The sequence below is a fragment of the Candidatus Magnetaquiglobus sp. genome, from assembly GCF_058402785.1.
Genome location: NZ_JBZVFG010000020.1, coordinates 52351 through 65246 on the forward strand (window position 1 = coordinate 52351; position 12896 = coordinate 65246).

Consider the following 12896-nt stretch of genomic DNA (forward strand, 5'->3'; position numbering starts at 1 on the left):
ACACCCCACCGCGAGGTGAACCGATGCCTGCCCTTGATCCCTCCTCCAGCGACGTCCTCTTTCGAGTCCAGGACCCCGTGCAACTCCTTGAAATCCATGCCCAGGAGGAGTTGCAGCGCCGCAAGGCCGCCAATCCCTCCCTGGACCTGACACTCCATCAGGATGCCGTGGAGCTGCTGATGTCCCGTTTGAACGCCGCGCGTCCCACCGTGGAGGGCGTGGCATGATCATCCGCCGTCTGCAATCCGAAAATATCCTCCGCTTCAAAAAACTCGACCTCGACGACCTGCCCGCCGCCGGTCCGATTCTCATCACCGGACCCGACGAGGCGGGAAAATCCGCCCTCCTGGAGATCCTGTGTCTCGCCCTGTTCGGACGCAGCGCCAACCTCGCCGACGAGGCGGTGGCCAAGGCGGTCCGCTGGGGCGCGGAACAAGGCTCCATCCAGCTCGATTTCAGCCTGGATGATCACACCGCCTATACCCTGATCCGCCATTTCGACAATCAGGGCGGTCAGGATGCCCTGCTCAAGCGCAGCGGCGAGGAAACCCCCCTGGCCCACGGCGCGGAATCGGTCGATGCCACCCTGGCCACCCTGCTGGGATTCGGCTTCGAAACCTACATCGATACCCTGTATCTCACCCAGGGACGCCATGCCCATCACGCCCGCGGCCTGGGCACGGTCAAGATGCTCTCCGGCATGACCACCCTGGAAAACCTGGCCACCACCCTCACCCAGGAGCGGATGGCCATCGGTCAGAAGATCGAAGCCCGGGTGCGTCGTCAGGATGAGCTGAAAAACGAGATCACCGGATTGAATCTGGTCGAGGAGACCCTCGGTCAGCTGGAAGGCCGACTGAAGGCGGCGCGCAACCGGGTGGCGGTGGCGGTGGCCGCCATCGAACGGTGGCTGGGATTCGATGCCGGCGTGGTCCAGGCGGGTCGGCGCATCGAGGCGGCCTGCAACCGGATGATCCAGACCTCGCCGAACATCGGCGTGGCCAGCTGGACGAGCCGTTGTCAACAGCTCGATCACAGCCTCAAGGAGATCGAAAGCATCTGTCAGGGTGGTCACTTGAGCGAGGTGGAGGTTCCCGCCGGTCCGGTGCGTCAATGGCATGCCAAATCCCGTGCCCGTCTCGATTCGCTGGGCGGGATTCTGGCCACGGTGGTTTCCGAACAGAACCGACTGGCCAGCTGGCTCGGCGAACCCACCTCCAATCCGGTCGAAGCGCCGACCCTGGCCCATGAGAACACCGAACTCGAGCAGGCGCGCCAAAAGGCCAGACGAACCCGTACCCATCGTGGTTGGGGGGTGATGTTGTTTCTGATTCTGGCGCTGGTGGGCGGGCTTTTCACCGCCCTGGCCTGGCAGGTGACCCATCATCCCGGCTTCGCGCCCGGTTTGAACGCCCTGCTGACCCGCCTGCTACCCGCCTGGCCGCTCTCCCCGATGGTTCTCGGAGCGCCGACGCTGGTGTTCGCGCTGCTGACGATCTGGAACCTCATCAAACGCTTTTCCGCCGGCAGTCGTCTGCAAGCCATCTCCCAGGCTGGACAAACCATCGAATCACGCGCCGCCCAGGCCCGTCAAACCCTGGAAACCCTGCGCGACGCGGCCAACCGTCCGGTCAAGGAGCAGATGGAGATCCTGTTGGGCATGGAAGGTACCCCCTGGTCCGATGCCTTGAAAAACTGGTCCATGGCGGATGGCCAGCCGTTGTTGGATGCCGGGCTCATGGAACAGGAGTTGAGCGAGCTTGGGGAGCGGTTGAAACTCTTCCAGGCCGAACACGCCCTGTTGCGCGAAAAAAGTCAGGCGCGCGTGCGCATGGCCAAGGAGGAGCATGCCGCCCATCTGGCGGCGGTGGCCACCCTGGAGAGCGAGGTGGAAAACGAGCGGAGCAGACGCCGCGAGCATGCCCGTCTGCTGGCTGCGGTGTCCTCCTTCGAAAACGAAAATCAGCGCGATCGCCGCGCCATCGAGGTGCGACGCATCGCCGAATCCCTGTTGAGCGGCTGCGCCACCCAGTTGAAAAGCGACTTTCTCCATGAAACCAACCGGCTCGTGGCACGGGCCGCGCCCCTGTTCACGGGTGGACGGTATCACCAGCCGCGTCTCGACGGAGAGCTGAATCTGGCCATCTTCTCCGTGGCCAAGAACGATTTCATGCACATGGAGGAGCTTTCCACCGGCGTGCGGCGTCAGTTGACCCTGGCGTTGCGTCTGGCGTTGTGTCAGGCGTTGGCCGCGCGCACCCAGGCGGTCCATTTTATCGCCCTGGATGAACCGTTCGCCTATTTCGACCGGGAGCGGGCACGCGCCTCCCTGGCGGCCTTGATCCACTTCTCCGATCGGCTGCCGCAACTGTGGATCACCGCCGAAACCTTCGAGGTCGAGCCGATCGCCTCGTCCCGCCTCATCGCCTGTTCCGTGGATGCCGACACCCTGACCCTTTCCGCGAGGTCTGGCCCGTGAGAATCGTTCCCACCTCTCTCCGCCGGCTTATCCCTGCCCTGCTTTTCCTCGTGATCGGCGCCATGCCGTTTCCGGCCTGGACCGGCGAGCACGAGGGCGCGGGCAAGGTGATTCGCATCAAGGGTTCGGATACCCTGATCAAGGCGCTCAAGGAGTGGGCACGCATCTATCCGGAGAAAAATCCAGGCATGCGCGTCGAAGTGAGCGGTGGCGGTTCCGGAAACGGCATCGCCGCCCTCATCAACGGCCATGTGGAGATCGCCTCCGCGAGTCGGTTGTTGCGCGAACGGGAGATCCATCTGTTGTCGCGCAAGCGGGTGGGACAGATTCCGATTCCGCATGTGGTGGGACGCGACGCGGTATCCGTGATCGTCCACCCCGACAATCCGATCAACGGCCTGGCCTTGCACCAGCTCACCGATATTTACAGCAAGGTCAACCGTTCCCTCACCTGGGGGGATTTCGGGGTCAAGGTGCCGGAGTGTCCGGATCAGAAAATCATACCGATCAACCGCAAGAACAACTCCGGCACGTATGTCTTTTTCAAGCAGACCATCTTCGAAAAGCGTGAGCATTTCGATTCCCAGATGCTCAGCATGGACGCTTCGGAGAGTCTGGTCAGCATGGTGGGTCAGATGCCCTGTGCGATCGGTTATGTGGGCATGGCCTATGTGACCAACACGGTCAAGACCCTGTGCATCTCCAGGGAGCAGGAGGCCAATGCCCCTTGCGTCCCTCCCACCACCGCATCCACCATGGATCAGGCCTATCCGTTGGCCCGATCCCTCTATCTGTACACCCTTGGCGAGCCGCGACCGGAGGTGGCGAAGTTCCTGGAGTGGGTGCGCGGACCCGAGGGAAGGGAGATTCTCACCCGATCCGGATACATTCCGCCGCCGTAGCCCATGCCGATGATTGCAACGGTTGCGGACAGGGGACCGAAGGGCCCCCAGAGGTTTGGAAACGGAGTCTCCAAGGTGTTTCTGTAACGTGCATGATGGGGGGAGAATCCCCTCACCCCCAACCGTGGACCTCCCTTCGGGAGTTCCATGGTAACGTGCATGATGGGGGGAGAACCCCCTCACCCCCCGTACCATGGACCTCCCTTCGGGAGTTCCATGGTAACTGTTCAGGATCTCCACTCTTGCAGGGGGCCGGGGACCGCAAGGTCCCCGGCGGAGGTTCGGAGGCAGAGCCTCCGAGGTTTGGCTCTTGACTTTAACGCGCTCTTCAAAAGAGCGTTTTTTCGTGCTTTTTGCGAAAAAACGCTGCGCGCAGCCTTGGCTGCGGGAACGTTTCGCGCCTTTTGCGAAACGTTCCCGCGAACATGGCCCTGAAAACCGTCCGGCGGCGATTTTGCATGCCGCGTGCCTGTGCCGTATCACCGAGGAACTTTAAGCAGATGATTGAGACCCTGGAAGGTTTTTTGCGGGATTATGGTTACATCGTGCTGTTCGTCGGCACCTTTCTCGAAGGGGAGACCATGGTCTTGATTGCCGGTTATCTGGCCAAGGCCGGGGTATTGGATCTCAACTGGGTGATCCTCTCTTCGTTTGCCGGCACCTATCTGGGCGATCAGACCGCCTTTTTCATCGGTCGGCGCTGGGGTCATCTGTTGATCAAACGGACCAGCAGCGAAAGTTGGAAGCGACGTACCGAGCGGGTGATGTATTTACTGGATCGTTACGACACCTGGTTCATCATGGGGTTTCGTTTCATCTACGGGGTTCGCAACGTCACGCCATTCGCCCTGGGGGCCTCTCCGATCTCCGCGATTCGTTTCATGTTGCTCAACTGTCTGGCCGCTTTCATCTGGGCCACCAGTTTTGGTTATGGCGGATACATCTTCGGACATGCCATGGAGGGATTTCTGGCTGAAATCAAGCACTATCAGTTCTATTTCTTCGGGGGTGTGGGTGTGGTGCTGATTGGGATCTGGGCGAGAAAGCGGTTTTTCAAGCGTGAAGCGGCCCCGGCGGTGATGGAGGAGAGTGCCGAAAATTCCGTGCCGTAGGTGAATGGCCACGGTGGGATAGCCCGCCTCCGGCGGCCTGATTCCGGGCCATGTTCGCGGGATCGTTGCGCAGATTGTACCTATTCAGACCCCCCACGATTGCAGGAGACGAGGGACCGCACGCCCGTCCCCTGCGACAGTATTGAAAGCTCCAGCCACTCCCACAAACTTGCATGATGGGGGGAGAACCCCCTCACCCCCCAACCGTGGACCTCCCTTACGGGAGTTCCACGGTAAAGAATCCCGCCACCCCTCACTCACGCTCCACCGCACACCGCTCCAAATACCCGGCAATCCGCTCCACCCCAACCCGCGAACCGGCCACCGTCGATCCCTCCCCACCCGCGACAGCCGAGACCTGAATCGCCTCGGCATTGCCCACCACCTCCGCCTTGCGCGTGCAGGTGTAAACCGACAGATCCACCACCCAACCATCCGCCACCATCCGACGGTATAAACATTCCGAAAGCCCTTTGTAATGCCCGACATGGGCCACCTGATGCTCCGGCACACCCGCCCCACCCGCACGCGCCACGCAACCAGCCATGCACAACGATCCAACCGTGCCAACCAACAGTGCCATGCGTTTGATGTGGGTCATGTCACGATCCAAATTCCAGGTCACCGGTATCAAAACCATCGAAAGTTCCACGTCAAGGGCCATGCCCTCCGGTCCACCATGCGACTGACCGCTTCCAACCAGATGCCCACCCCTCACCACCCCTTGCCCGGCTCATACCCCGGACTCGGCAGATAGCGACGTCCATCACGCACCACGGGGGATGTCTCTCCACGCTCATCACCCAATCCGGTCACCACCACCACCCGGCCACCCACCGCATTGGGATTGGCGATGCAAACCGACCGCACCACCTCGGCCCGTCGGCGACAGGCGGCCACGTCCGCATGGATGCACTCGGTACGCCAGCTCTCCACCAGGCAATAAGGGGCGCCACCCACGGGTTTGATCATCTCGGCCTGATTCAGCTCGCATCCCCCCTGTTTTCCCGCTGCCTGAAGACACGACGCCACATCTCCGTATCCACAGTGCCGACCGGAAAAATCGGTTGCGCAGAACAAACCCGCCCAAGCCGATCCGCTCCAGAAGAGGATCACCAGCAATCCAAGCAGGGGTTTCATCCCGCGGACTCATACTGGACATGGGCCACCACATCCATCTCCACCCGTGCCCCCTTGGGCAGGGCAGCAACCCCCACGGTGGCGCGTGCCGGATAAGGGGGCTTGAAACAACGGGCATAAACTTCGTTGACCGTGGTGAAATCGTTCATGTCCACCAGGTACAGAGTGGATTTGACCACCTGTTCGAATCCTGAGCCGGCAGAGGCCAGGATGGCGCCGATGTTCTCCAACACCCGTTCCATCTGTCGGGAGAGATCCCCATCCACCAACATTCCGGTTGTCGGGTCCAACGGGATCTGTCCGGAAACGAACACCCACTCCCCGACCCGTACCGCCTGGCTGTAGGGTCCGATGGCCGCAGGTGCGCGGGAACTCTCCACCTGGCTCAATCCGCTCATGCCTTGATCCTCCGAAGGTATCAGAACACACCCATTGCGGGGTCCAGGGGCCATTGATCCCTGGTGGAATTCAAGGGCAAAGCCCTTGGAATTTTTCTTTTGCCTTTTGCGCGCTTTTACGAGGTTGGAAATCCCGACTCGCTCGCCGCCGCCCCAACCTTCCCCTACCCGCCTCGAATCCGATCCACCCCGAACACCTCCTTCAAGGCACGCAAATTATGCTGCGCCTGATTCAACTCCTCCACCCCGGAAACCTCCACCATCACGATCAACACACACGGATCCCGCTCCCGATCCCAGACATGCACACTGGCCACCACCGCCTTGGCCGCAGTCACCGCCTGGGAAACCAACGTGATGATCTCTCTCCGGTTCTTGGCCATCACCCGCAAACGGGTCCGGTAACGCTGCTCCAGGTCGGCAGGCCAGTCCAGATCATCCATCCACCGCTCCGGCTGCGCGATCAGAGGGGTGAGATTCGGACATCCCCGCGCGTGAATCACAATGCCACGCCCGGTGGTGATGATCCCAACGATGGAATCCCCCGGCACCGGCCCACAACACCGGGCCGTGCGCACCTCGGTGCGGGTCGGCAGTGACTTGAGACGCACCTCCGAACCACCCTGAGGATCAACCTCGGCCAACGCCTTCTCCCGCTCCTCGGGAGTCGGCGGGAAGAGCGCCTGCGCCACCTGCACCGGCGACAACCGGGAGCGCCCGATGCGGGCCAACAACTCCTCATCGTTGGGCAACCGGAAATGCTCGGTGGCCCTGCGCACCAGCTTGTCGTTCAGCACCGCACCCTTGCCGGCCTTGCGCACCTCGCGTTCCAGCATGTTGCGACCAAGCGCCACATCACGCTCGCGCTCCTGCACCTTGATCCAACGGTTGATGCGATACTTGGCGCGCGACGTCACCACGAAACGCAACCAGGCCGCATTGGGCCGCTGGGTCTTGGCGGTCAGGATCACCACCTGATCGCCGGTGTGCAACATGGTGTGCAACGGCACCATGCGACCGTTCACCTTGGCACCCTGACAGTGATCCCCCACCTCGGAGTGGACCGCATAGGCAAAATCGATCGGCGTGGCCCCGACCGGCAGGGTGATCACATCCCCGGCAGGGGTGAAAAGGTAAATTTCGTTCGGAAAAAGATCGATCTTGACGTTCTCGACGAACTTGCCAACATCGTCTTCCTTCTTGTGGTTCTCCAGCATGCGCTGCAACCACTCGTAGCCGGTGGGACCCGAGTGCTTGCGCTCGACGATGCCGTGTTCCTTGTAGGTCCAGTGGGCGGCCACCCCGCTTTCGGCCACCTGATGCATTTTGTCGTTGCGAATCTGCACCTCGATGCGCTCGCCGAACGGACCGATCACCACGGTGTGCAACGATTGATAGCCGTTGCTCTTGGGCAGGGCGATGTAATCCTTGAACCGTCCCGGAACCGGCGGAAACTCGCCGTGAATCATCCCCAACACCCGATAGCAATCGGCTTTCTTCTTGACGATGATCCGATAGCCGACAACATCGTACATCTCGTCCAGGGTGATGCTTTTCTGGATCAGTTTGTTGTGAATCGACCAGAGATGTTTTTCGCGACCAAGCACCTGGCCAGAGATGCCGTGCTTGCGCAGATGCTTCTTCAAAAGGGTGACCACCTGTTGAACGATATCCGCGCCACCCTTGCGGCGTTTGGCGACCTCCTTCTTGAGGGACTCGTAGGCATCGAAATCGAGCAGGCGGAAGGCGTGATCCTCGAGTTCGTTTTTGATCCAGTAGATGCCGAGCCGATGGGCGATCGGAGCCTGGATTTCGACGATATCCTGGATGGCCTGACGGGGAACCGGCAACGGCGCGGGAGCGCGCGCGGAGAGATGGCGCATGCGCCACAGACAGATGGCCAGACGTACCAGGATCACCCGGACGTCCTTGGCCATCGAAAGGATCATCTTGCGGAACTCTTCGGCCTGGAGGGTGTTCTTGGGGCGCGCGGGCAAAAGCGAAATCCGCGATACCCGCTCCACCAGAAAAGCCACATCCTCGCCGAATTCATCGCGGATGCGCTGCAGATCGGTCCAACCCGCGGTCAACGCGTCGATCAGCAGCCCCGCAGCGATCGAGGCGACATCCAACCGCAACTCCACCAGAATCGCGGCCACGGACAAAGGTTCGAACGGGGTGTCCAGCTCGCCGATCCGACACCCCGCCGGCTCCCGATCCCCATGCTCGACCAGAAAAAGACGCAAACGTTCCAACAGCGCCTGATCAGCGCCCGGATGATACCCCAGAATCCGGTCCACCAACGCGGTCCACTGTTCTCCGTTCACCTCAATACGCCCTCCGCCGCCAAGGCTCAAGGGTCAAACAACCACATCACCCGCCAACCCCGACCTTAAGCCAGATCGGGGCTGGTTGGCGGCTCAACCATCCTCTTCGTCGATCATCAGACCGGAATCCGATCCCAAACCCGAAAATCGCTCCTCGTCCACGCCAGGAATGCGCATCTCCTCGGCCATCAGGGCACGGGCATCCGAATCCGGATCCAGATCATCCTCATCTCCCAGCACATCCAGCGCCGTGGCCAGCAGATCCAGATCCTCCTCGCCCTCGCCCAACTCCTCATCCCCTTCGCCGTCCGAATCCTCGTCGCGATCATCCCCCACCAGGGAACGGGCCATGGCCATGGTCTCCTCGGGAACGAGCATCAACTCCTCCTCCGGCTCGTTGACCATCAACCGCTCCTCCTCGGCCATCAGTTTCTCCAGGTCGAGAACCCCAGCCGCGATCTCGCGCAACGCCAGCACTGTATTCTTGTCGTTCTCCCGCGCCAGCGACGACTCACCGCCCGCCGTCAACTGCCGCGCACGCTTGGCCGCCATGATCACCAGATCGAAGCGATTGTTGACGTGATTCAGACAATCCTCCACCGTTACACGAGCCATGCTCTCACTCCTCTATTTAATGCAACGACAAAATCACAAACCAAAGGTCTCCAGAATACCCTGAATCCGGCCCTTGGCCCGACCGCGGCGCAACCGCTCCACGGTCACGATCGCCGCCAGTTCGTCTCCGGCCCGATCCAGATCGTCGTTGATGACGATGTAATCGTACTCGTTCCAATGCGACACCTCAGCGGCGGCCTCGGCCATGCGCCGTTCGATGACCTCGACGGCATCCTGACCGCGCGCGCGCAACCGCTCCACCAGATGTCGGTGGGAGGGGGGCAGAATGAAGACGCTCACCACATCCGCGCCTCCCATGTTGGCGCGCACCTGCCGTGCCCCCTGCCAATCGATGTCCAGCACCACCACCTGACCACGCGACAGAGCCTCCTCCACGAAGGCGCGCGAGGTTCCATAGTAGTTGCCGAACACCTCGGCCCACTCCAGAAACGCACCTCGAGCGATCCGTTCCCGAAAACTCTCCGCATCCGCGAAAAAATAGGCCTCGCCCTCGCGTTCCCCGGGTCTGGGCTGGCGCGTGGTCGTCGAAACCGAGGTCAACAACCCTTCGTGACGCCCATTGAGAATGCGCGCCAACGTACTCTTCCCCGCGCCCGATGGCGCGGACAGAATCAAGACGAAACCCTTATCCCCATTCATCATTCCAGATTCCGCGCCTGTTCCCGCAGCTGTTCGACCAGAACCTTGATCTCCACCCCCAATTTCGACACCGCGTGATCCTGCGCCTTGGAACAAAGGGTATTCCCCTCCCGATTCAGCTCCTGACACAGGAAGTCCAACCGCAACCCCACCGGCTGATCGCCGGCAAGCAGGCTCTCCATCTCACGCAGATGCACCCCCAACCGCTCCACCTCTTCGGCGATCTCCATGCGGTTCAACAGATAGGCCAACTCCCGCGCCAACCCTTCGTCCATCCCCTCGCGCGTGCCGCCCATGAACTCGGCCACACGCTCACGCAATTTCCGCTCCACCACGGCCCGCGCGCCGGGCATCGCCCCCTTCACCTCGGCGATCCGCCCTTGCAACGCCTCGATCAGCCGCCGCAACACCTCGACCAGCGCCCGTCCCTCCTCGGCGCGGGCCCGATCCAGATCATCGCAAACCGACTCCAGCAGCTCCAGAATCGCCTCCTGTCCCGCCGCGCCGAGCAACTCTGCGGCCAACCGCCGCTCGCTCGTCATCCCCGGCCAGGAGAGCAGCCGATCCAGACTCAACGGCGCCCGATCCATCCCCGGTCGCGCCGCAAGCTCCGTCATCCGCCGCTCCAGATCCAGCAGCGCTTTCAACAACGTCTCATCCATCTCCATGCGCCGGGTCGCGCCTGGATCCACCCCCACCGTGAACACGCATTCCAGATGACCGCGCGCAAACCGCTGCTTGAGCCGCTTGCCCGCTTCGATCTCCAGGGCCTCGCACCCTTCGGGCAGCCGCATCGACAAATCCAAGAACCGATGATTCACCGATTTGACCCGCCAGGCGATACGCGCCTCGCCGATCATCCGCTCCCCGCTTGCAAATCCCGTCATGCCCCGTGGCATCGTCCGCTCCCATCCCCTTTCGGAAACGCCCCGAACCGGCAGCTCCTCCCGCGCCATCCCGCACCTGGATGGGCCATGCGGGCGTGGTCAGGCCAACACGCCTTCCATCCCGTCATGTTGGCAGGCCCAAACCCCGCGACCGCTCCGCAAGAAAAAAGGGGCGCACTCGCTCCCGGATACGCCCCTTCTTCCGCCGCATCTGCCTGCCTGTGCCGAACGTATCAGGCGTCAGCAGACAATCCATCGTGCATCGCCATCAATTGGCGTGAATGGTTTCGTACTTGGCTTGCAGGGCTTCCTTGGACTCTTCGTGATCCGGGTCCGGCTCGATGCACTCCACCGGGCACACCTCAACGCACTGCGGCTCGTCAAAAGCGCCCACGCACTCGGTGCACAGGTCCGGGTGAATGAAATAGATGTCCCGATCCACGTCCGAACCGTCGCTGATCGCCTCGTTGGGGCACTCGGGCAAGCAGACGTCGCAGTTCGTGCAATCCTCAGTGATAATCAATGCCATGGTTGCAACTCCTTTGATTGGTTTCTTAACGCAAGACTACACCGGAAATCTCCCGGAAAGTAAAGCTTGTTAGCAGACTTTTCCCCGCATGGCAAGCAAAACCGCTCCGGCATCACCACGGTCACGGATAGAGCGGCAACTGCTCCAATCCCGCCGTTTCCTCCACGCCCATCATCAGGTTCATGTTCTGCACCGCCTGACCGGACGCCCCCTTCACCAGATTGTCGATCACCGACATCACCACCAGCCAGCCGGTTCGTTCGTCCAACGCCACGCCCAACACGCAATGGTTCGAACCACGAACCTGCAACGTGGACGGGTGTTGACCCACCGGCAGCACCTCCACGAACGGTTCGTCCTGGTAGTGTGTAGCCAGCAAATCACGCCATTCGTGTTGCGTCAAGGGAAGACGAGGCCGAACATAGCAGGTGGACAAAATTCCCCGGCTTTGCGGAATCAGGTGGGGGGAAAAGCGCACCTTGAGCGTCGTGCCCGCCACGCGCCCCAATTCCTGTTCGATCTCCGGGGTATGGCGATGACCGATGGTCTTGTAGGCCCGGAATCCCTCGGCCACCTCCGCGTAGAGCGAATCCTGCTTGGCCGACCGACCCGCGCCGCTCACCCCGGATTTGCTATCGAGGATCAAGGTTTCGGTTTCAATTGCCTTTTCTTTAAGCAAGGGTGCCAAGGCCAGGAGAATCGAGGTCGGATAGCAGCCCGGATTGGCGATCAGGCGTGTTTTCTTGATCGCCTCGCGTCCGGTCACCTCGGGCAGGCCATAGACCGCCTCGGTCAAAAGATTGGGCGCGCGGTGGGCTTCGCCGTACCAGGTGTGGAAGATATCCTCGTCGCGCAAGCGGAAATCTGCGGAGAGATCCACCACCCGTATGCCCCGTTGCAGCAGTTCCGGCACCGCATCCATGGAGGTCAGGTGTGGCAGGGCGCAAAAAGCCACATCGCAATCCGTCGAGGATTTGAAGTCGGTCAGGGGGCGACAGATCAGATCGGGCAAGGCGCCGAGGTGGGGAAAGACCTCCGCCAGGGGGCGTCCGGCGTGGCGTTCCGAGGTGACGAAGGCGATGCGGACCTTGGGATGGCGTGCCAGAAGGCGGACCAGTTCACCTCCCGTGTAGCCGCTGGCCCCGAAAATGCCGACAGCGATGGTCATGGTTGACTTCCTTTGTGCAAGGTATCCGACCCGTGGAACCCCAATTTGTGGAGTCCAGGGGGCTGCGATGGCAGGTCCGGGGCCCCAAACAAACTGGCGGGGTCCAGGGGCCAATGGCCCCTGGTGGGATCCAAGGGCAACGCCCTTGGGACTTTTTCTTTGTTCTTTCGTCTTTGTTCTTGTCTTTGCTTTTCGCGCGCTTTTCACGATAAGCCATTTTTCGCGTCTTTTGCGAAAAATGGCGCAAGCGCGCGCCGTCTCATGTGCCATGAGTCGTTGCCGATTTTGGGCAACGACTCATGGCGAATTGCCCGCCTGGAAACATGCCGCCTCCGGCGGCCTGCTTTTTGGGCCATGTTCGCGGCATCGGTTTGCAAAAAACGCAAACCGATGCCGCAGCCAAGGCTGGCGCGAATTTTTTTCACAAAAACCGTGAAAAAAATTTCTTTCGAAAGACGCGCCTGAAACAATATCAGAATACAAGCAACAACAGAACTCAAACAAAGTCAAAATCATATAAAGTCAAAAACAAAACCTCGGAGGCTCTGCCTCCGAACCTCCGCCGGGGACCTTCGGCCCCCCGTCCCCCGCAACGGTTGATTCCCAACCACCGGAGACCTCTCGCCCCCGCAACGGTTGATTCCCAACCACCGGAGACCTCTCGCCCCCGCAACGGTTG

General features: G+C 61.2%; 14 protein-coding genes. 4 read left to right on the forward strand and 10 right to left on the reverse strand.

The features are described from left to right. Positions 1-77: 77 nt before the first annotated feature. The 4 genes from ACV4UY_RS08695 to ACV4UY_RS08710 all read left to right on the forward strand — a co-directional run bounded on the left by ACV4UY_RS08695 (position 78) and on the right by ACV4UY_RS08710 (position 4493). Positions 78-227, forward strand: a complete 150-nt coding sequence (locus ACV4UY_RS08695) for a hypothetical protein (protein WP_491607209.1) — start codon at positions 78-80, stop codon at positions 225-227. Next, a complete protein-coding gene (locus tag ACV4UY_RS08700) occupies positions 224-2479 on the forward strand; it encodes an AAA family ATPase (RefSeq protein WP_491607210.1) in 2256 nt (751 codons plus the stop codon). The genes ACV4UY_RS08695 and ACV4UY_RS08700 overlap by 4 nt, the downstream gene beginning before the upstream one ends. Then, a complete protein-coding gene (locus ACV4UY_RS08705) occupies positions 2476-3381 on the forward strand; it encodes a phosphate ABC transporter substrate-binding protein (protein WP_491607211.1) in 906 nt (301 codons plus the stop codon). The genes ACV4UY_RS08700 and ACV4UY_RS08705 overlap by 4 nt, the downstream gene beginning before the upstream one ends. A 500-nt stretch (positions 3382-3881) precedes the next feature. Continuing rightward, positions 3882-4493 carry a DedA family protein gene (locus tag ACV4UY_RS08710; protein WP_491607212.1) on the forward strand — a complete coding sequence of 204 codons (612 nt, stop codon included), beginning with the start codon at positions 3882-3884 and terminating at the stop codon, positions 4491-4493. Between the two features lie 253 nt (positions 4494-4746). Here the strand turns inward: ACV4UY_RS08710 and ACV4UY_RS08715 are convergent, their stop codons facing one another. From ACV4UY_RS08715 to ACV4UY_RS08760, 10 genes are all read right to left on the reverse strand, one after another. Continuing rightward, positions 4747-5094, reverse strand: coding sequence for a hypothetical protein (locus tag ACV4UY_RS08715; protein ID WP_491607213.1), 348 nt, complete (start codon positions 5092-5094; stop codon positions 4747-4749). Between the two features lie 113 nt (positions 5095-5207). Next, a complete protein-coding gene (locus tag ACV4UY_RS08720; protein ID WP_491607214.1) occupies positions 5208-5633 on the reverse strand; it encodes a hypothetical protein in 426 nt (141 codons plus the stop codon). Further along, positions 5630-6022 carry a RidA family protein gene (locus ACV4UY_RS08725; RefSeq protein WP_491607224.1) on the reverse strand — a complete coding sequence of 131 codons (393 nt, stop codon included), beginning with the start codon at positions 6020-6022 and terminating at the stop codon, positions 5630-5632. The genes ACV4UY_RS08720 and ACV4UY_RS08725 overlap by 4 nt, the downstream gene beginning before the upstream one ends. Positions 6023-6195: 173 nt before the next feature. Next, on the reverse strand, positions 6196-8358 hold the full coding sequence (locus tag ACV4UY_RS08730) for a RelA/SpoT family protein (RefSeq protein WP_491607215.1): 2163 nt from the start codon (positions 8356-8358) through the stop codon (positions 6196-6198). A gap of 93 nt (positions 8359-8451) precedes the next feature. Further along, positions 8452-8973: a DNA-directed RNA polymerase subunit omega gene (gene rpoZ / locus ACV4UY_RS08735; protein ID WP_491607216.1), complete on the reverse strand. Its 522-nt coding sequence runs from the start codon at positions 8971-8973 to the stop codon at positions 8452-8454. Between the two features lie 33 nt (positions 8974-9006). Beyond that, positions 9007-9636 (reverse strand): guanylate kinase, encoded by a 630-nt coding sequence (gmk, locus tag ACV4UY_RS08740; protein ID WP_491607217.1) that lies wholly within the window; start codon positions 9634-9636, stop codon positions 9007-9009. Then, positions 9633-10520, reverse strand: coding sequence for a YicC/YloC family endoribonuclease (locus ACV4UY_RS08745; protein ID WP_491607218.1), 888 nt, complete (start codon positions 10518-10520; stop codon positions 9633-9635). Before ACV4UY_RS08745 ends, gmk begins: the two co-directional genes overlap by 4 nt. A gap of 268 nt (positions 10521-10788) precedes the next feature. Further along, on the reverse strand, positions 10789-11049 hold the full coding sequence (locus tag ACV4UY_RS08750; RefSeq protein WP_491607219.1) for a YfhL family 4Fe-4S dicluster ferredoxin: 261 nt from the start codon (positions 11047-11049) through the stop codon (positions 10789-10791). A 121-nt stretch (positions 11050-11170) separates the two neighbouring features. Continuing rightward, positions 11171-12217 (reverse strand): N-acetyl-gamma-glutamyl-phosphate reductase, encoded by a 1047-nt coding sequence (gene argC / locus ACV4UY_RS08755; RefSeq protein ID WP_491607220.1) that lies wholly within the window; start codon positions 12215-12217, stop codon positions 11171-11173. A gap of 203 nt (positions 12218-12420) precedes the next feature. Continuing rightward, positions 12421-12717 (reverse strand): hypothetical protein, encoded by a 297-nt coding sequence (locus ACV4UY_RS08760; protein WP_491607221.1) that lies wholly within the window; start codon positions 12715-12717, stop codon positions 12421-12423. Positions 12718-12896: the final 179 nt, after the last annotated feature.

Coding starts and splice junctions, on each gene's coding strand:
- ACV4UY_RS08700 (WP_491607210.1), top strand. CDS start 224: ATGATCATCCGCCGTCTGCAATCCGAAAATATCCTCCGCTTCAAAAAA.
- ACV4UY_RS08710 (WP_491607212.1), top strand. CDS start 3,882: ATGATTGAGACCCTGGAAGGTTTTTTGCGGGATTATGGTTACATCGTG.
- ACV4UY_RS08715 (WP_491607213.1), bottom strand. CDS start 5,094: ATGACCCACATCAAACGCATGGCACTGTTGGTTGGCACGGTTGGATCG.
- ACV4UY_RS08720 (WP_491607214.1), bottom strand. CDS start 5,633: ATGAAACCCCTGCTTGGATTGCTGGTGATCCTCTTCTGGAGCGGATCG.
- rpoZ (WP_491607216.1), bottom strand. CDS start 8,973: ATGGCTCGTGTAACGGTGGAGGATTGTCTGAATCACGTCAACAATCGC.
- gmk (WP_491607217.1), bottom strand. CDS start 9,636: ATGATGAATGGGGATAAGGGTTTCGTCTTGATTCTGTCCGCGCCATCG.
- ACV4UY_RS08745 (WP_491607218.1), bottom strand. CDS start 10,520: ATGACGGGATTTGCAAGCGGGGAGCGGATGATCGGCGAGGCGCGTATC.
- ACV4UY_RS08750 (WP_491607219.1), bottom strand. CDS start 11,049: ATGGCATTGATTATCACTGAGGATTGCACGAACTGCGACGTCTGCTTG.
- argC (WP_491607220.1), bottom strand. CDS start 12,217: ATGACCATCGCTGTCGGCATTTTCGGGGCCAGCGGCTACACGGGAGGT.